The sequence below is a fragment of the Flindersiella endophytica genome (assembly GCF_054779015.1).
In genome coordinates this window covers 205,983-224,768 of record NZ_BAAGYY010000041.1, presented here as the reverse complement: position 1 = coordinate 224,768, position 18,786 = coordinate 205,983, and the positions used below count along the sequence as shown (strand labels likewise).

Below are 18,786 nucleotides of genomic sequence, written 5' to 3'. Positions count from 1 at the left end.
CCTACGCCAGGACCTTGACCTGGCTGCTGAGGGTGATCGGCACTGGCGCGCCGAGGTTCCCCACCCCTTGGTCGGTCAGGTGCAGCACCGGCTGTGCGCCGGCGCCGAGCACGACAGTCGGGCCGTCGACCTTCGCCATCGAGGCGCTGAGCTCCAGCGTCGACGCGCCGGCCTCGGCTTTGACGGCCGCGGCCTCGAGCGTCACCTTGGCGACTCCGCCGCCGTGCTTGATGTTCACGGCGCCGGACGTCAGCTCGATCTCGTGCTTGTTGACGCCGTCGGTGAGCTTGACGCCGTTCTGGTCGAACGTCAGCTTGTGCGTGTGCTTGCCGTCGGTCAGCACGACCGACTCGCTGCCGGACGTGTCGTCGAAGATCAGCAGATGACCCGACACGGTCTTGAACGCGCGTACGGTCGGCGGGTTCTTGGCGGCCTCCGGTGCCCAGGTCTCGGCGTCCTGCTGCAGGCCCGTCCAGATCGCCTGCGTGGAGTCGCCGCCCACGAACTCCACCCAGATGTTCGCCTTGTTCTCCGGAACGAAGAACATGCCGAACGGCAACGCCGCCTCGGCCGGCACGACCTCGTCCGGGTGGACCGCGGGCACCGACACCTGCAGGATCCCGGACTTCCCGGCGTCCCGGTTGTCCGCCACCGTTCCGCGATACTTTCCGAAATACAGGTCAGCCACGACTTCCCTCCTCTACCGCACGGCCTTGAAGTCGGACTTGTAACCAGAGGCGTCGATCGTGTGGGTGACGCTGGTGACGTACCAGTCACCCACGAACCGCTCGTGCACCCCGGTGATCGAGACGTTGCACTTGGCGCGCATGAAGATCGAGCCGACGGTCGTACCCGACGCCGACATCCCCAGCCGCCGCGACTCCAGCGCGCCCGCGGTGTCGTCCAGCTGCTGCTGGGTGGGCGCGACCGCACCGGTCGTGAGCTTGGGTTTGGCCAAGCTCTGCTGGAGTTTCTCCCTCGCTCGCTGCCCTGCCTGGAACAGCACGTCGATCCGGTCCAGGTCCGCGCGGTTGGCGCGGCTCGCCAGGTCGGACGCGAGGTCCCAGCTGAAGACCTCGACCGGCGGAGGTGGCGGTGTCTTGATCCGCTGGCCGCCCTGGCCGAGGTCGTGGACCTCCTTCTGGCGGTCGATCAGGCTGGCGTCGAACGTCGGAGTGAACGACATCAGGTTGCTGCCGACGCCCTGCCGGTAGCGCAGCACCAGCTTGTCCGCCCGGTTCAGCCGCAGGATGCGCCGGTCCGGGACGAAGTACAGAACTTCCTGGTCGTTCTCGTTCAGCTCGACGAAGCACTTCGCCTGGTATCTCTTCGCCAGGTCCTGCAGGAGCGCCAGATCGGTCTTGGCGTCCTGGTTCTCCCTTACGATCTTGGGATCCGGGTCGAGGTTGGCGACCACGCCGGCGAAGCGGTAGGGCTCGGCGATCTTCCTGACGATCGCGTTGACGGTCGTGTTCGTCCAGAGCTTCTTCTGCTCTTCGATACCCATCTCGATCGACTTGTCCTCGCCCTTGATCTTCACCTGGGGCACGCCGTTGTCCGGGTAGGTCAGCTCGACCTTGGTGATCAGCGCGCGCAGCAGCAGCGCATGCTGGTCCGGCTCGTTGTAGCCGAGGTCGATCTCGGCCCGGCAGCCCTCCATCAGCGCGTCGGCGTAGATCATCCGTGGGTCGTTCACCGTCAGCGACACGTTGTCGGTCAGCCTGTCGTCCTCAACGACCTGTACCGACGACACCCATGGCGTGACGTCCTGCCCCTCGATCACCACCGAGAAGTACGGAACGCGGGCCGGCAGTCCTGGCGACATCTAGAAGCTCCTCGCCCGGTTGGCACGGGTCACGCGGGCCGGTTCCGGCAGCCGAAGCTGTTCCCCCGGCGTCAGGTCGAGCGGGTAGCGCACGGGGTTGGCGTCCAGCAAGCGCCACCACAGCTGCTCGTCTCCGAGCCGGCGACGGGCGATCAGGTCGATCTCCTCGCCCTGGAGTACGCGATGCGTCTGTTCGCTCGCTGCGCCGGTCGCGGTCAGGCGCAGGCCGATGACGTGCCGGCGCGTACCGTCCGGCGCGGTGACCTCGAGGACCGGGAGCCCGGCGAACCGGGACCTCTGCGGGACCGGCATCAGAACACACTCCCTGCCGCGGGATCCGGGTCGTACGGCGTCAGCTCCACCAACGTCACCTGGACCTCCGCGCGAACCGGATCCAGGTTGAGGTTGTAGAGCTGCTCGGTGATCTGCACCTCGGTGACCACACAGTCCATGACGCGATCGCCGAAGCTGAGCAGGCAGGCCGGCGGGGCGGCGAACACGGTTTCCGAACCGGTGAACAGACCGGAGAAGCCGTCCAGCGCCTGGTTCGCGTCCTGCCAGTCCTCGGTCCGCGGATACACGAACGCCTTGTACTTGTTGAGCTCCGGCATGATCCCGCCACGTTCGTCGAGCGCGATCGAGGTGGGGCCGTCGAACAGGCCGTCGACGAGAACCGTGAACGTCAGCGTGCGGTCGCCGCCCGCGCTGTACTGGCGGACCGGCATGAGCATGCCGGGCGCGTTGAGGGAGGCGTAGTTGACCGAGCGCTTGTCCGTGAGCTTCTCGGGGTTGTACTGGAACATCACCTGGATCGCCGGGTCGAGGTCGACGCTGAGCAGAAATCCGCGGGACGGAGTGCGTTGCTGGAGATTTCCCATCCGTTCCTCCCCCTACGCCACAGCCGGACGCGCGCCGGCCTGGAAGTCCTGGGTGGCCCGCAGCGCGCCGAGGCGAGCCTGGAGTTGGGCCACGATGTCGTCGGTGAGCAGCTGGGCCGAGTTGGCCTCCAGCCGGTCGGCCGTGATCGTGATGTTGATGCCGCCGGCGTTGACGGTCTGGTCGACGGTCACCGGCCCGCCGATCGGTGCTGCCGCCAGCGCACCGCCCGGGCCGAGCGTCCCGGTTTCCGGCGGAGCCGCGGCGACCACCGTCGGTGGCGGCGGAGGGGTGGCCGACGGCAGCTGTGCCTTGATCATGGCGTCGATGTCGATCGACCCGAAGAGGCTGTCGCCGATGCCACCGAAGAAGTCCCCGACCGCGCCGGCTGCGTCGCCGAGCTTCCCGCCGACCCAGCCGGCGGCGTCACCGATCTTGTCGGTCACGAAGCCGGCGGCGTCGCTGACGGCTCCACCGAACCAACTGCCGGCGTCGCCGATGAAGTTGCCGACCTTGCCGATGGCATGGCCGACACCGCTGAGGAACCCGCCGAGCTTTCCACCGAGCCAGCCGAGGCCGTTGCCGATGGCCGACAGCCCGTCCCACAGCTTGCCGGCGATGCCGGTGACGACAGAGAGCACCGACCCGAGTCCGCCGAACAGCTTCAGCAGCGTCCCCAGCGGCCCCGGCATAGACCCGAGTGACTTCGAGATGAGCCAGACGAACCCGGCGAGTGCACCCAGGCCGATGATCATTCCCGCTATGTCGAGGCCGCTCATGTTGCCCAGCGTGGAAGCCAGCCCGGTGAGCGCGGTGATCAGCGCGGTCACCGGTGCCATCGCCTTGAGCGCCCTGTCGGAGAGCTTGTCCAGGACCTTCCCGAGCAGCCAGATGAACCCGAGGATCAGTCCGAGCCCGAACGCTATGCCCACGAAGTCCCAGAAGCCGAACCCCGCGAGCGCCTGCATCAGCGTCGTGATCGCGGTGAAGAACTTCGCCAGCGGCTCGATCACCTTGAGGGCCTTGTCGGTCAGGGTGTCCAGCGCCTTACCGAGCAGGAAGACGAACCCGACGATGGCCGCGAACCCGACGACGATCTTGATGATCTGGCCGGGCTTGAAGCTCGCCAGCGTCGCCATCAACTTCCCGATGGAGTCGAAGAACGCGTTCAGCCCTGGCAGAAGCTTGCTCAGGTCGGTCTTGAACTGCTGGAACGCCAACCCCAGCAGGGCGACGAACCCCGCTATCGCCGCGAACCCGACGCCGATCTTCAGGAAGTCCGTGCCCTTGAAGGCGACCAACGTGGTCATCAGCTTCGAGATCGCCTCGAAGAACGCCTTCAGCTGCGGGACGATCTTCTCCAGGTCCGTGGTGAACAACTGGAACGCCTTGCCCAGTCCCGCCACGAACCCGGCGATCAGCGTGAATCCACCGGCGAGCTTGAGGAAGTCCCAGCCGCCGAGCTTCACCAGCGCTTCGATCAGCGGGAGCAGACCCTTGATCAGGATCCCCACCGCGGTCGCCGCGACGATCGATCCGAGTCCGAACGTCTTCAGGGCGGCGCCCACACCGAACAGGAACCCGACGATGATCGCCAGCCCGAGTGCCAGCAGTCCCAGCAGGCCGAGGAGCTTGAGCAGGTCGAGGTCCTTCAGCGGATCGGCGCCGGTGATGTTGATCAGGATCGTGCCCGACACCACGATCCCCTGCCTGAGCTGGTCGAGGATCTGCGTCAGGAGGTCGATGATCATCGAGCCCTGCTGGAGCTGCATCGAGCCCAGGCCGCCGATCTCGTTCTCGAGGTCGTACATCAGGTTGATGAGGTCGTGCAGGTGCAGGTGAGATCGCCAGTTCAGCCAGTTCATGTAGCGGACGATCTCGAGCAGCTCCAGGAACGTGTTGTAGCTGAAGTACGCCACGGCCCAACGCGTCGCCTGGAGGTGGTCCAGCAGGTCCTCGTTCATCACCTGGACCTTGAGGCGGCGGTCGCTGACGCCCTTCATGATGTCGATGACGTCGATGCTGAGCATCCGCAGCGAGTTGCCGATATCGAGCAGCTGGCGGTTGATCCGGTCGAGAGGCGGGCGCACGACGTCGACCAGGCCGCGGCGGGTGTACGCGCCGACGAGCCGCGCGCTGTCGTCGGTCAGCGTCAGTGAGAGCGGCAGTACTCCGAGCATCGTGGTTCACCTCCTTCTCGGTGGGCTTTCTCGGTGGGTCCTAGTGGCCGGCCTGGGCGCGGGCACGCTCCAGTTCGGCTTTCTGTTCCGCGAGCACGCCGGCCAGTAGCCGGGTGTAGGCGCGTCGCTCGTCGATCTCGAGTCCCATCGCCTCGGCGTGGCCCCAGTGCAGATGGAAGCCGAGGGCGAAGATCTCCTGGCGGAGCTGCTCGATCTCCGTCAGTTGGGGGTAAAAAAACTGGTCAGGTCCAGCGTGGTGCGCATCGGACGGCCGCAGGATTCGCAGTCGAAGTCACGGCTCAGGTCCACGCCGGGCATCTCGTCGCGAAACGCGCGCTCGATACGAGCCCGGTCGCTCATCGTCAGGTCGGACAGGAGCTTGGTTCCGAGCGCCTCGCGGCGGTTCTCGGGCATCTCCTCACCGTCCCCGCTGACGCTGACGAGACAGCGGGCCAGTAGCGCGTTGGTGCCCTTGGCGGCGTTCTCCCGCGCGACCGAGGCGACGCGCTCCTCGTCGGTGCCGACCGGCAGCCGGAACCGCAGCACGTCGTACCAGCCGTCTGTGCCCCTTCCCCTACCCCGGTCCTCGAAGCCGTCCTCGAGCTCCACGACGATCTCTGGCATGCCGGCGGTGTCGGAGACGCGGACGGGAAAACTGTCCAGGTCCTCGATCGCCATCGTGGTCTCCCGGCAGGCGGGGCAGGTATAGCTGGCTTCCAGGTCGGTGCCGAAGGTCAGCTTGCGCAGCTCCAGCAGCAGGAAGTTGCGGTCGGGGCTGGTCAGGTCGCCGATCACCTGCCGGTTCAGCTGGGTCAGGTCGCCCAGCGAGCGCAGGCAGCCGTTGAGCAGCTCGGTGACCAGCTTTCCCGCGTTGGCGCGCAGCTTGCGGTCGGCGAGCAGCGCCTCCTCGTGGCCGGTCAGCTTGCGCAACGTCGCCTTGCGGTGCAGCCGCCCGTCGGGGTCGAGGTATCCGACGGGCAGCGCGACTTCGTACTCGCGTGGCCGGCGCGGCCTCACCTCGGCCACGGCGTCGAACCCGGCCACGGTCATGAGACACGCTCCATGCCTTCGTGCTCGATCTCGAGGGTCTGCTTGAACAGGCCGGAGGACCCGGCTTCGAGGTCGGTGAACTTCGACGACTTCACCCACGCGCCGTAGATGGCGAACCGCAGGACTTCCTGCTTGTTCTCCTCCTTGATGACGGCGATGTTGCGACGCACGGACGACGTCCGGCTCTCGCCGTTCAGCTGGAACATCTCGGCGAACCAGTCCTTGAAGAAGGCGTCGAAACGGCTGCCGTCCATGTTGCGCTCGATGACCAGCGTGTCGAACTTGATGACACCGCTGGAGATCTTGTGCACGGTGGGCGAACCGCCGTCGGGTTGTTCGATCGTCTCGGTCATGCCCTCGTTCAGGCCGGTGACCTTCGTGACGGGGCACTGGGTGCCTTCGATCTCCACGAGAAACCCGTGTGTACGGTACGACTCCTGGAACGTCAGCTCTGCCATGTCGTTCTGCCTTTCGGTGTGTCAGGCCCCTGTGTCAGGCTTCGGCGGCGGTGGCGCCGCTGTCCTGCTGGCCGACGATGATGAGGATCGCCTCGGCCGGCTTGGCCGGGAAGAAGAAGACCTCGAGAGTGAAGACGCCGTTGGCGACGTCTGCCGGCGGGTTGTTCTCGGCGTCGCACTTGACGGTGAACACCTGCTCGGCTGGGTCCGACCCGAACGCGCCCTGCCGCCAGATACCGAGCAGGAACGGTGTGACGACGTTGAAGCGCACCATCTTGCGCAGGGTCTCGTCGTGCGGTTCCTGGGCGACGAACGTCAGGCTGTCGCGCAGGCTCGCCTTGACGAAGTTGAACAGCCTGCGCACGTTGACGAACAGCCAGCGGGTGTCGGTCGACAACGTGCGGGACGCGTCGACGACGATGCCGGCACCCGGGAGGGCGCGGATGCCGTTGACTCCCCCGTTGCGTACCAGGTCGGTGTGGTCGGCGTCGGTCATGTCGTACTCCACGCCGAGCGCGTCGTTGATCCGGGCCTCGTCTCCGGCCGGCGCCTTCCACACGCCACGGGCGTCGGCGATCCGCGCGTACACGCCGGCCACTTCGCCGACCGGTGGGACCGACACCAGCGGCTGGACCGCTGCCGTGGCCGGGTCCGGATTGACGACCTGGATCCACGGCGCGTACAGGGCGCCGAAGACCTTGCGGCCGCGCAGTGCCGCCGCGTACGCCTTGGCTCCTTCACGATCGAAGCCGAACGGGACGGTGCCGATGAACATCGCGTCGCCGCGGCGTTCGCAGTACGCGATCGCGCCGGCCGCGACGCCCACGGAGGTCGACTCCGGGACCGCCAGCAGCTGGATCGCGACGTCGTTGAACGCCTCCAGCCCGCTACGCAGGGCCGGGTCGCCGAGGAAGGCGGTGTCGGCCGGATCCGCGCCGTCGTTGCCGCCGGTCAGCGGGTAGATCCCGGGCGCGGGCGCGTCCACACCGGGGCCGGATGCGGAGTCGAGGTCGGTGGCGACCAGGAACGCCGAGCCGCGCTGCGGGTCGTTGACCACGGCCTCCACGTAGGAGTCGTGGGAGTCGACCATGCTGACCGGGCCGAACCGTTCGACCTCAGCACCCGCGCGGCGGACGATCAGGTCGAACTCGACGCTCGAGATCCTGGTGGCGGCCGCCGGCATCGCCGGGAACGCCGGAGCGGCCGGCCAGCCGATCAGCCGGTAGGTCTCCGAGGCTGCGGTCAGCGTCCGGAAGGCCTGCGACCCGGCGACCGGAGTCGCACCGGTCAGCCCGAGTGGTGTGCGGGCGTCGCCGACACCGCCGGCCGGTGCGGCCACGGCGATCGTCGAGCCCGTGCCGTCGGTGTTGGACAGCAGCGCGAGCCGGTTGCCGGCCGTGATCTCGGCGGCGAAGCCGACCGCCTGCCGGTTGATCGCGGCGACCACTTCGGCGATCGTGACGGCCGCCGGGTTGGCGAAGTCGGAGGTGTGGAACACGATCGTCTCGCCCGCACCACCGTTGGGTGTGACGAGGATGCCGGAGTTGTCGGCGACGGTGGCCGCGAGCGCCGCGACGGCGATCACGTGCCCGCGGACGGCGTAGCGGACCGCCGAGGAGGTCCGGAAGCCGCTGGCCGACGACAGCGCCGCGGTCGTGCTGCCGGCCGCCAGCGCCGCGTCGCTGTTGGCGTTCGCGCCGGTGAAGCCGAGGCTCGCCGGGGCGGTGATCGCCAGCCGGGACCACACGCGCGGGTCGGTCGTGGCCACCGCGACGTTGAGGTTCCCCGCCGGCGTCACCGCGGCACGTACGGCCGTGGTCTGGCGGTTGATGACGGCCGCCACTTCCTGGGCCGAGGCCGCGCCGATCGTGGCGAAGTCGGCGGACCGGAACGTGACGGTGGTCGCCTGGTCGACGCCCCTGGTGGTGACCGTGAACGTCGCGGTTGAGCCGTCGGTGAGCGCGAACGGCTCGGCGTTGCCGCCGGTCGCCTGCGCCGGCACGGTGGCCTGGCCCAGCGGGTGCCGCTCGATGGCGACGCTGAGCTCGTTGCCCCACGCGCCGGGATCGGCGGTGCCTCGCGTTCCGGCCTGCAGCCGCAGCGTGGCAACGGGTGCGGTGGCCTGGTCGTTGACGGTCGCCGCGGCGGTGAGCGCTCCGGACCCGACGACGCGGACGACGAACGCGTCCGAACCGCCGTTGTCGAAGAAGCCGCGAACCGCGAAGGCCCCGAACGCCTCGGGCGTGTGGCCGCCGAAGACGTTCACGAAGTCGGTGAAGCCACGGATCCGGACCGCCTTGTCAGGTACGCCTCGCTGGCTGCGTACGACGAACCCCGCGACGGACGTGGGTGCGGCGGTGATCGTCGGCGCGGATCTGCCGTCCACCTCGACGACGGTGACACCGAGATTGATAGTCATCTTGTTTGTCCCTTAACCTTCCGCGGCGGAGCCGCCGCCGGGCTGCTGGCCGACGATGATGTGGACCGTCTCCGCCGGGCGGACCGGGAAGAAGAAGACCTCGACCCTGAACAACCCCAGGTCCACATCGGAGGCCGGGTTGTTCTCGGCATCGCACTTGACGGTGAACACCTGCTCGGCCGGGTCCGACCCGAACGCGCCCTGCCGCCACAGGCCAAGCAGGAAAGGCGTGATCACGTTGAAGCGCACCATCTTGCGCAGCGCCTCGGTGTGTGGCTCATGCCGGACGAAACGCAGGCCGTCCCGCAAGGACGTCTTGACGAAGTTGAACAGCAGCCGGACGTTCACGAACTGCCAGCGGGTGTCGGTCGACAGCGTCCGGCTCGCCGCGACGGCGGGGACTCGGCCGCCGGGCGACAGGATGCCGTTGGTCCGGCCGTTGCGGACCAGATCGTCGTGCTCACCCTGACTGAAGCCGGCCGACAGGGCCAGCGCACCGCGTACGGTCGCGGCGTCACCGGCCGGTGCTTTGTGGATGCCGCGCTCCTGCTCGGTGCGCGCGTAGACGCCCATGACGTGACCGTCGGGCGGCACGAACTTCACCGGCGCGGGCCCGACGCCCGCGGGGTCGGCGACCTGGATCCATGGTGCGTACAGCGCGCCGTAGACCTTGCTGCCCTGGAACTGCGCCGCGTACGTCTTGACCGTCTCGGTGTAGTGGGCGACGGTCTCGGTGGCGCCGCGGTCGGGCGCGGAGCCGACGTACATGCAGTCGCCGCGGGCCGCGGCGTAGTCGAGCGCTCCCCTGGTGACCAGCGCACGGCCGGTGGCGGAAAGCAGGTGCGCGTCCGGAACCGCCAGCAGTTGCACGCCGGCCGTGTCGAGCGCGTGCAGGCCGGTGCGCGCGGCGGTGTCACCGGTGAGGTCGCCGGCCGCCGCTGCCGTCTCGCTGCCTCCGGTCAGCGCGACACCGCTGACCACGGCCGGGACGTCCACCCCTGGTGCGGCGGTGGACACGTCGGCGGCCAGGACGTACCGCGACCCGGTGACCGGATGGTTGATCCGGTCGAGCACGTAGTCGGCCACGCCGGCCTGCATGGACAGGTTCGGCCAGGTCTCGACGACGTCGAACGTGCCGGTGGTGGGGTCCTGCAGCCGGACGAGCACGCGGAACTCCGCACTCGTGACCACGACGTTCGCCGCCACCGCTTCTCCGGTCGCGGCGCCGATGGTGACCGTACGGGTCACCTGGTCGACCGCCGTGACGACGCGGAACAGCGTGGTCGCCGACACGATGCGCAGCACGCTGCCGACGCCGACGCCGGCCGTGGAGGCCAGTTGCAGCGTCGTCGCCGTCGCGGCCGCGGCGGTGCTGACCGTCGTGCTGGCTCTGGGGTCGTCGCGTACGTCGATCCGGAGCGCCTGTGCCCACGTGCCCGGGTCCGGTGCGCCGCGGAAGCCGGCGGTGACCCGCAACGTGGGTGCGGGACTGCCCGCGCGATCGTTGAGCGTGGCCGTGGCCGGCAGGCTGCCGGCGCCGGTGACCCTGACGATGTGCGCCTCGCGACCACCGTTCAGGAAGAACCCGGTAACCGCCTGCGGCAGATACCCGTCGGGGTGGTGGCCGCCGAATCGGGCGGCGAACTGGTCGAGGCTGGTCACGCGTACGGCCTGGTTCGCCACACCCCGGCGGGTGCGGCCGACGAAGGCCGCGACCGAGGTGGGTGCGGCCTGCAGTACGGGACTGGCCCGGCCGTCGACCTCGGTGACGTTGACGCCTACCTGGAGTGGCATCGCTACGAAGTCCTTTCTGGCGACATCCGAACCGTTCCTTGCGCGCCGAGGCGAAGGAGCAGGCTGTCGGCCGCGATCTCGCGGGCGACCACAAGGCGTCCACGGGCCGGCAGAACGCAGCGGCCGGTCGGCAGCTGCAACTCGATGGGAGCGGAGGTGAGGTTCTCCACGACTGTGTTCTCAGCGTCTTCTGGGGCCGGGCGGCAGGTCAGCGCGGCCGGCTCGGTGCGGTAGGGCTCGCTGGTGGCTTGCCCGGCTTCGAAGCCGAGCACGGCGGCGGCGTCGGGCAGGTCGTCGTCGGCCGGTGCCGTGACGGCGAGACTGGAGCCGACGCCCTGGCTCGGCGAGATCAGACGGACGTGGCCGTCGCCGGTGACGCTCGCGACCTTGCGGCGCAGCACCCGGTTGACGTGCGCCGCGACGTCCTCGGCGGTCCAGTCCGGGCGCTCGTCCTCGCCGAAGCTCACCTTGCGGGACTTGCCGTCGACCTGGATCGTCATGGTGGCGTTCGCCGGTAGGGCGTACGGCGCGGTTCGCAGGCTGGTCAGCCGCGCGGATCCGGGACCGCTGCCGGTGGCGGAGGCGATGGCCGTCGCGAGTCCGAGCGCGACCGCGGCGGTCGAGGCGCGCACGTCGACCTCGAGCACCGTGGTCTCGCCGGTCTCCACCGTGGCCAGGACGAGCCTGCCCTCGGCGTCGACGGATCCGGTGATCCCGTCCAGCCCGTCGACCGCCTCGGCGAGCTCCTCGCCGGTGGCTTCGCCCGGCTCGAACGTGAACGTCTGCCACGATCCGTCGTTCACGCGGAGGACCAGCGACGCTTCGCCGGGAAGGCGGTAAGTGGTCGTAGCCGTCATAGCCGCAGCACGATTCCCTCCTGGTCTTCGGGGCTGCCGAGCTGGCCGGAGAGCACCTGGCCCTGGCGCACCCACGGCACCTCGACTCGCGCGCCTGTCTCGATGCGCGTGCCGACGTGGAGATAGATCGGTGCCGGGGTCGCGCGCACGCGGATGTCCAACGGCGGCGGCAGCAGTGTTCGTACCGGCAGCACAGTGCCGTTGACGCGCAGGCCGGTGTCGACACCGACGCGGCGCAGGATCTCCGTACGCAGTGCGAGCGACTGCGTTCGGTCGCTCGCCGCCGGAAGAATCTGGTACTCGGCGAGAACCGGCCGCGGCGCCGGGCGCAGGCTGCAGACAGTGAGTCCGTCGCGTACGCGGAAGGAGTCGCGCTGCGGGATGTCACTCGCCCGCTGCGGCTCCTCACGCTGGTCGGTCTGTGTCACCAGCACAACGGGATCGGGCAGGTCGCCGGTGTCGGCCGGTTCGTTGAACGGGCTCTCCTCGAACCGGATCGGCGCCGTCACCGAGATGGTCGCGCCGTTGCTCATCGCCGCGGCGAGCACCGGTTGGATCGTGAGCGTGGTCGTGCCGGCCACGTCGTCGTGGACGGCGCCGGTCACCTGATGCTGGGCGCCGGAGGCGTCGACCGTGATCCGGTTTCGCGTGTGCAGCTTACGATTCCGCGCGACGACGATCGTGCTGGCGTCGGCGGCCGCCGCCGCGGTCAGCGGCAGCGCGTCCACACCTGGCAACGGCAGCCCGTCGAGCAGATCCGCCAGCGCGGTCTCCACATCCTGCAACGGCTCGTCGGCAACCGCCAGGAACTCGTCGAAGAAGATCTGGAACGGCTCATCGGTCAGGCAGCGGAGCGAGAACGCGGTGATCCGGCCGCGCCTGTCGCCGGCGATGCCGAAACGGTGCTGCTCCCACGTCCGCCGGCGGTTGACCGGAACGAGCCAGCGGTGTTCCTCGCCCGGTGTGTCAGCGGCATCGGTGTAGGAGAGCTCCAGCAGGAACGGCGCCCGCGGCGAGCCGTCGGCAGCGCGAGAAGCGTACGTCCACAGGCGAAACTCGTCGTACGCACGGAGGTCCAGCTGGGTCGCCGGTGCGAACGCCGCGGTCACGCCGGCCGCGCCGGCCCGCGCTGTGAGCCGCAAGCTGCCGGTGCCGCTGACCCGGAAGTCGGAGACGTCGCTGCCGAGCAGAGCGGCATTCGACGACGACCATCCGACCTCGAATTCGGACACCGTAGTACTCGCCATGCCTGTTTCACCCTCGTTCGTACGCGAGCACATCTGGCTCACGGAGAATCACGTACGAGGACTGTGCCCCCCGGCGATTGACAAACGATGGGAGCCCGATGGAAGTCCGATGGAAGCGTCAAGGCTTCCGCATCAATGCCCGCGATAGGGGGTGAACCAAGGGATCTCCCCGATGCCCGGCCTCTATCCAGGGCTCATCCTGAGCACATGCCCCGCCACCCGGACGTCCTCATCTCGGACAGCGATCGAGAGCTCGTCGCGGTCCAGCTTCGCAACGCTCATGTCGAGGGACGGCTCACCCTCGAACAGCTGCGTCACCGGATCGGCCTGCTTGGCCAGGCGACCAACCAGGCGGATGTCACCGCTCTGGTGAGCGATCTTCCCAGCCCGGACAGCGACCGGCGGGCACCTGTGCCGACTGCGCAGGCTGTGCAGACGGTGCCGTCCAGGCTGCCCGCGAACCACGCGCTCATGCGACAGCTGTGGACGGCCTGGCTCTCACTCGTCAGCGTCGGGCTGGTGCTCGGGGCGCTGGAGACGGTCGCGCCCGGAACCATTCCGTACCTCGCTCCGGGCGGCTCGGCCTGGCACCTTCTCGCCGACCTCTGGCTGATCGTCACACTGACGAGCGGCGCCGTGCTGGCCTCGGTCTCCGCCGTCCGCCGCCTCACCGGCGGGCGCGGCCGGCCGTGATGCCCAGGCAGGTTGGGGTCGAATCGGCGTGCCGACACGATCTGATGTCGTAGCTGGGTGAAGGCCTCCCGACCGTGCCCTGAGCAGACGAGCCGGGAAGGCGCGGCGCGCCTTCCCGGCCGGTTCGTCAGCGGATCCGGTAGAAGTACCAGCCCTGGTCCGGCACGACGCCGTAGTAGTAGCAGGGCTCCGGCGCGCGTCCCCCTGCGGCGATGACCTCCGCCCGGTTGACCTCACAAGCCCCGTTGGTTCCGTACGGTCCGCACGTGCCGGGCGGGCAGATCCCCGCCGGGCCGATCCGCTGCGGTGCCGGCTGACTGGCGTTCGCCGCCACCCCCAGCGGAACGATCGACGCGGCCGCCATTCCGGCGACAGCCACGGCCTGAGCTATTCGATTCACAGAACTCCCCTTCCACGAATGCCCCTCTCCCCGTTCGAGAAGGTGCTCTGTTCCGACCTTCGCAGTGACCGCTGGCGGCTCGCTGGCGCTCCGCTGACGAGGCGGCGGCAGATCCACAACACTCCGGGGGTGGGCTACGTGTCCGTTTCAGACCGGTATGTGAGTGAAGCCACACCACGCGGATCTACCTCTATGCCATCAACGACAACAACGGGCTGGTGCGGGTCGGCCAGGTCGGGTTGACGGACAGCACCTTCAACTACAACCAGGGCACGTTCGGCGCCGGCGACACCGCGGACACGCTGTACGTGCGGCTGGCCACCTCCGACCGGAACCTCTACGCGGTCGACGTCAACACCCGCACAACCACCCGCATCGCCCTGACCGCCAACGTGCCCAACATCTCCGACATGGTGTGGGCCAGCGGATATCTGTGGGGTGTGTACGGCGAGGGCAACCGCCTGTACCGGATCAACCCGGCCAACGCCGTGGTGCCCCGAGGTGCCGGCGGGACCTGCGCCGATGCCGGGGCATGCGCCACCCCGGTGGCGATCACCAGGCCCGGCGGCACGCAACCGCCGGCGCCGGCGCCGGGCCGGCGGCTGCCGGACGCCGGCTCGAGCGCGCTGGCCCTCGCGGCGCTGGCCCTGCTGCTCCTCGTCTCCGGCAGTTTCCTCCCCTGGCGAACGAGCCGCCGCCTCCTCCTTCGACGGTAAGGGGCCGCGGTCCGGAAGTGGAGGGCCGGGACCGGCGCGAGCGTTGACGGGTCCCGGCCCCCCAACTAGCTTCCGGAGGCTATGAGGAGACCCGTGGCCGCGACGCTGATCGCCTTGCTGTCCGTCGTTTCGGCCCTTCTGCCCTGGTCTGCCGGTTCGCGACCTGCCGGCGCCGCCCCCGAGCCGGACGCCGCCAGGTCCGATACGTTCAGCCCCGGCGCGGAATGGCGCGACACCGCCGGCAACGTGATCCAGGCCCACGGCGGGCAGGTCGTCCCTGCCGTGGAGAGGGCCGGGGAGGTGGGTGGGGACGGCCGGCGGATCTGGTACTGGTATGGCGAGGATCGCAGCAACGGCTACTTCGACAGCCCGGGCGTACACCTCTACTCCTCCTACGACCTCCACAACTGGACGGACCAGGGGCTCGCGCTGCGTGCGATGAGCTCCCAGGACCAGTTCACCGACGACAGGTACTTCGCGCGGCTGTACCGGAACTACACCGCCGAGCAACGTGAGATGGTGTGGCGCGACCTGTCGACCAACGCCGTACGCACCGACGGCTGGGCGCGGCCGTCGATCCTCGAGCGACCGAAGGTCGTCTACAACAAGGCCACCCGCAAGTGGGTGATGTGGGTGCACTCCGACGGGCCGTCCTCACCGACGAGCACGTCGACGTACGCACGCGCGGAGGCCGGCGTCGCCGTCGCCGACTCACCGAAGGGACCCTTCCGCTGGCTCGGGTCGTACCGCCTGAACCGCGTCCCGAGCGACTCGGTGCCGTGGTGCGGCACGTCTCCCGCGTTCGACCCGGCCGGCGGGATGGCGCGCGACATGAACCTGTTCGTCGACGACGACGGGACGGGCTACGTCATCTACTCGTCCGAGGAGAACCGGACGATGTACATCTCCAGGCTCAACCGGTCGTACACCTACCTGTCGGCGCCGCCCGAGACCGCCGTCCAGGGCAGGGACTTCGTGCGCACGCTGCCGTGCAGCCAGCGTGAGGCGCCCGCGATGTTCAAGTCCGAGGGGACGTACTACCTGCTGACGTCGGGAGCGACCGGCTGGGACCCGAACCCGGCCCGCTACGCCACGGCGACGCGGATGCTCGGCGCCTGGACCGACCGCGGCAACCCGGTCTCCGGCCCCGCCGGCGCCAACACGTACCGGTCGCAGAGCACCAACGTGATCCCGTACGACCGCGAGCACAACAAGTTCGTCTTCATGGGCGATCGCTGGACGCCGGACACGCTGGCGACCTCGCCGTACGTCTGGCTTCCGATGCGCTTCGGCGAGGCCGGCGCGCTCTCCATCGGCCCGGACGCCCCCTGGAGCCTGCGGGATCTCCAGCCCTACGAGCTGTGGAGCGTGACCACGCCGATTCCCGACCATGTCTGGCGTGGAGACACCAGCACGTTGCCCGCCGAGGTCTCCGTGCGGACCGGACGCCGAACCGCGACGCACCGGGTCACCTGGGACGCCGCCTCCGTGGCCACGCCCGGGTTCGCCAAGCTGCGCGGCACCTTGGACGACGGCCGCGGCTTCACCAGGGATGTCGTCGTCGTTCCGCACGGCCTGTGCTACGCCGTCAACGCCGGCGGCGCCACCACCGCGGACTGGCAGCGCACCATGGACGTCGCCGGGACGGAGGGCGCGCTGCTCAACTCCGCGCCGGAACAGCCACTCGGCGTCGATCCGCAGACCGGCACCACCTGGGGCTTCACCGGCGACAGCGGAACGTACGGCAGTGCGTCGGGCGATCTCTACAGCACGCTGCGATGGGCCAAGAACCGCGAGCCGCTCACGTACACCTTCGGCGGCCTCGAGCCGGGGACGTACACCGTGCACGCCGGCTACTGGGACCCCTGGCCGTCGGCCAACCGCGCCGCCCAGGTCAGCGCCAACGGCCAGGTCGTCGACGAGCAGCGCCTCTTCACCAGCGACTACACCGCGGCCGAGTACGCCGGTATCACCGTCGGCGAAGACGGCCGGATCGTCGTCGAGATCGCGCCCACCCGTACACCGGACATCCAGGTCAGCTGGCTGATGGTGGCCCGCCCCTAGACCGACCAGCTGCCGTCGCGCATGACGGTTCGGCCGGCGAACTCGTGGAAGCCGTTCCAGACCTGCACGCGGCCGGGCGTCAGGCGCAGGTAGACGAACCCGGGCAGCACGCGTGGGTCGTGCGACACCTTCGCGAAGGCATCGGCGATGCCGGGTTCGATCTCGGCCACCGGGACCAGCTCGACCGTCCCGTCGATCATCGTGATGTCGTCGTGGTGTCCGATGGCGACCCGGGCCGTGCCGTTGGCACGGAGGTTCGCCACGGTCGGACTGTGCTCGAACGTCGCCATCGTGAGGTGGCTGCCGTCCCACACGTAGCAGACCGGGATCAGGTGCGGGCCGGTCTGGCTGCCGGTGGCCAGCCAGACCTCGTGCCGGCCGGCGAGCTGCGCCAGCGCGTGCTCGCGGCGTTCGGCCGTACTCCTCGGTGGGGCGGGCGTCGTCTGGGTCATCGGGTGGACTCCTTCCTGGAACTGTCCGTTCTCTCCTTTCTGACGATCGGCCGTGGGCCGAACACGACACTCGCCCGGCGAATGTCGAAACACGTCTGGACGGAGTCGGGGTCAGGCGTGCGCGCGCCTGGCCCCAGCGCCCGGCTCCCGGTCAGCCGCGGCCGTAGCCGTTCGCCGCCCAGACGCAGTAGGCGAAGCCGGCGACCACGGAACCCATGACCGGCTGCAGCGCCTGCGCCCGCGTGACCGCCAGCGCGTGGGTGAAGACCCCCGTGTTCCAGAACGCGGCCGGTATCCAGCGCGGAATCTGCTGCAGGTACGACGCCGGGGCGGTGCCGGTGCCGTCGACCTTCAGATGCGCGCCTGTCGCACCATTGATCAGATTCAGGGTGTAGGTCCTGGACACGCGCTGCATGTCGGTCAACGTGAACGTTCCGGCGAGCCCGGTCCGGTACGCCGCCGTCATGAACTCCAGGTTGAGCGCCGCGTGGCTGAGGTCCTCGGCCTGCCTGGCTGGACTGTAGGTCTGGGTGAAGGACGAGATGTCCTGTGCGGTGTAGCCGGTCTGCGTCCACCCGTTGTACGCCGCGGAGAGCACCGGCCAGTACGGCCACCGGTAGGCGTCGTTCACGAACGTCATGCTGTACCGCAGGTGGTTCTTGATCTGAATCACCCGCTGGCCCCACGTGGCCGATCCGGTGGCACGGTAGAGCTCGGCCATCGTCATGGCCATCGCGTTGATGTGGTTGTGCGGTTCGTTGCTCCCGTCGCACGGCACAGGCGACCCCTTGAGCAACTTGTACGCGCCGAAGCCCCGATCGTTGATCCAGTACTCCCGTTCGTGAAAGTCGAGCCCGGCCTCGGCCGCCTCCAGGTACTCGTCGGCTTTGGCACTGTAGGTCGGGTTCGCTCGCAGCGCCGCGTCGAGGTAGACCAGCCGGACGAACGACGCCAGCGGGTACAGGATGTGGCCGGTGTGCACTGCCCAGACGAACGGGGCCGGCTGCAGCCTCGTCGTACCGGCGACCGGGAGGCCGATCGCGTTGGAGTGGTCGGGCCGGACGTCCCTCACGCTCCACCGTGTCGTCTGGTTGTAGACGTTGTTGTAGACGTACTTGAACACGTACCTCGGGCTCGCGGTGTTGAAGTTCAGGTCGGACGCGGTCACTGCCGACCCGTCGGCCCCGCGGAACACGAGCGTGAACGGCGAGGTCTGCGTCGTTCCACCGGTCTGCCGGACCTCGACCGTGGCTCGGTTGTTGACCGACGGCTGCGCGGTACGTACCTGCAGCAGCGGCTTGCCCGTCGCGTCCTTCAGCGTCGCGATCGCCGCGCTGTAGTCACCTGTCGCACGCCACACCGGACCGGAGACACCTCGGTAGTCCGCCACACCTCGTTCCTGGTCTCGCTGGGCGAGAACCGTGTCCGCGTTCCGAATCAGGTGATCGAGGTAGACCGTGTCCTTCGTGGTCTCGTACATCCGCACCAGAGCCAGCAGGACATAGGCCTGCCCCACGCCAGCGCGCCGTCCTCGTTGTTGTCGTCGGGCTGTCCGTCCGCACCGGACGCCTCGTAGTCGGCCAGGAATCGGTCGAAATCGGCCCGCGAGGTGTAGTCGTAGGTCGCCGCCCCGGCCGGTGCGGCGCCTCGCAGCAGGCCCGCCCCGACCACCGCGGATGCTCCGCCGGCGAGCAGAGCCCGTCGGGAGAGGCGAGACCACCTGACGTCGTTCATCTTGAGTCCCCCTTCGTAAAG

General features: G+C 69.0%; 18 protein-coding genes. 3 read left to right on the top strand and 15 right to left on the bottom strand.

The window, feature by feature from the left end:
- Position 1: 1 nt before the first annotated feature.
- The 11 genes from ACYVF6_RS41965 to ACYVF6_RS41915 form a co-directional block, all read right to left on the bottom strand.
- Positions 2-688 carry a phage baseplate assembly protein V gene (locus ACYVF6_RS41965; protein ID WP_460531131.1) on the bottom strand — a complete coding sequence of 229 codons (687 nt, stop codon included), beginning with the start codon at positions 686-688 and terminating at the stop codon, positions 2-4.
- Between the two features lie 12 nt (positions 689-700).
- A complete protein-coding gene (locus ACYVF6_RS41960; RefSeq protein ID WP_460531128.1) occupies positions 701-1,825 on the bottom strand; it encodes a phage late control D family protein in 1,125 nt (374 codons plus the stop codon).
- Positions 1,826-2,137: a hypothetical protein gene (locus tag ACYVF6_RS41955; RefSeq protein ID WP_460531125.1), complete on the bottom strand. Its 312-nt coding sequence runs from the start codon at positions 2,135-2,137 to the stop codon at positions 1,826-1,828.
- The gene (locus ACYVF6_RS41950; protein WP_460531121.1) at positions 2,137-2,703 is read right to left on the bottom strand and encodes a CIS tube protein; all 567 of its coding nucleotides are present in this window, start codon (positions 2,701-2,703) and stop codon (positions 2,137-2,139) included. Before ACYVF6_RS41950 ends, ACYVF6_RS41955 begins: the two co-directional genes overlap by 1 nt.
- Positions 2,704-2,715: 12 nt before the next feature.
- Entirely contained in the window at positions 2,716-4,881 is a 2,166-nt protein-coding gene (locus ACYVF6_RS41945; protein ID WP_460531118.1) for a hypothetical protein, read from the bottom strand.
- Positions 4,882-5,100: 219 nt separating this feature from the next.
- Positions 5,101-5,931: a T4 family baseplate hub assembly chaperone gene (locus tag ACYVF6_RS41940; RefSeq protein WP_460531115.1), complete on the bottom strand. Its 831-nt coding sequence runs from the start codon at positions 5,929-5,931 to the stop codon at positions 5,101-5,103.
- Positions 5,928-6,389 (bottom strand): phage tail protein, encoded by a 462-nt coding sequence (locus tag ACYVF6_RS41935; protein ID WP_460531112.1) that lies wholly within the window; start codon positions 6,387-6,389, stop codon positions 5,928-5,930. The genes ACYVF6_RS41940 and ACYVF6_RS41935 overlap by 4 nt, the downstream gene beginning before the upstream one ends.
- 34 nt (positions 6,390-6,423) lie before the next feature.
- Positions 6,424-8,808, bottom strand: coding sequence for a phage tail sheath family protein (locus tag ACYVF6_RS41930; RefSeq protein ID WP_460531109.1), 2,385 nt, complete (start codon positions 8,806-8,808; stop codon positions 6,424-6,426).
- A gap of 12 nt (positions 8,809-8,820) precedes the next feature.
- Positions 8,821-10,602 carry a hypothetical protein gene (locus tag ACYVF6_RS41925; protein ID WP_460531106.1) on the bottom strand — a complete coding sequence of 594 codons (1,782 nt, stop codon included), beginning with the start codon at positions 10,600-10,602 and terminating at the stop codon, positions 8,821-8,823.
- 2 nt (positions 10,603-10,604) lie between these two features.
- Positions 10,605-11,459 (bottom strand): hypothetical protein, encoded by an 855-nt coding sequence (locus ACYVF6_RS41920; RefSeq protein ID WP_460531103.1) that lies wholly within the window; start codon positions 11,457-11,459, stop codon positions 10,605-10,607.
- Positions 11,456-12,706, bottom strand: coding sequence for a hypothetical protein (locus ACYVF6_RS41915; RefSeq protein WP_460531100.1), 1,251 nt, complete (start codon positions 12,704-12,706; stop codon positions 11,456-11,458). The genes ACYVF6_RS41920 and ACYVF6_RS41915 overlap by 4 nt, the downstream gene beginning before the upstream one ends.
- Before the next feature lie 207 nt (positions 12,707-12,913).
- Here ACYVF6_RS41915 and ACYVF6_RS41910 point away from each other — a divergent pair, with 207 nt between their 5' ends.
- Entirely contained in the window at positions 12,914-13,399 is a 486-nt protein-coding gene (locus ACYVF6_RS41910; protein WP_460531097.1) for a DUF1707 SHOCT-like domain-containing protein, read from the top strand.
- A gap of 127 nt (positions 13,400-13,526) precedes the next feature.
- Here ACYVF6_RS41910 and ACYVF6_RS41905 read toward each other — a convergent pair whose 3' ends face one another.
- Positions 13,527-13,799 (bottom strand): hypothetical protein, encoded by a 273-nt coding sequence (locus ACYVF6_RS41905; RefSeq protein ID WP_460531094.1) that lies wholly within the window; start codon positions 13,797-13,799, stop codon positions 13,527-13,529.
- Between the two features lie 182 nt (positions 13,800-13,981).
- On the opposite strand from ACYVF6_RS41905, the gene ACYVF6_RS41900 reads away from it, so the two are divergent.
- A complete protein-coding gene (locus ACYVF6_RS41900; protein WP_460531343.1) occupies positions 13,982-14,515 on the top strand; it encodes a DUF6923 family protein in 534 nt (177 codons plus the stop codon).
- Between the two features lie 81 nt (positions 14,516-14,596).
- Positions 14,597-16,579 carry a glycoside hydrolase family 43 protein gene (locus ACYVF6_RS41895; protein WP_460531091.1) on the top strand — a complete coding sequence of 661 codons (1,983 nt, stop codon included), beginning with the start codon at positions 14,597-14,599 and terminating at the stop codon, positions 16,577-16,579.
- Here ACYVF6_RS41895 and ACYVF6_RS41890 read toward each other — a convergent pair.
- From ACYVF6_RS41890 to ACYVF6_RS41880, 3 genes are all read right to left on the bottom strand, one after another.
- The gene (locus ACYVF6_RS41890) at positions 16,576-17,031 is read right to left on the bottom strand and encodes a pyridoxamine 5'-phosphate oxidase family protein (protein WP_460531088.1); all 456 of its coding nucleotides are present in this window, start codon (positions 17,029-17,031) and stop codon (positions 16,576-16,578) included. The two genes, ACYVF6_RS41895 and ACYVF6_RS41890, sit on opposite strands and share 4 nt — an antisense overlap.
- 151 nt (positions 17,032-17,182) lie before the next feature.
- On the bottom strand, positions 17,183-18,547 hold the full coding sequence (locus tag ACYVF6_RS41885; protein ID WP_460531085.1) for a hypothetical protein: 1,365 nt from the start codon (positions 18,545-18,547) through the stop codon (positions 17,183-17,185).
- Entirely contained in the window at positions 18,469-18,765 is a 297-nt protein-coding gene (locus tag ACYVF6_RS41880) for a hypothetical protein (protein WP_460531082.1), read from the bottom strand. The genes ACYVF6_RS41885 and ACYVF6_RS41880 overlap by 79 nt, the downstream gene beginning before the upstream one ends.
- Positions 18,766-18,786 lie beyond the last annotated feature (21 nt).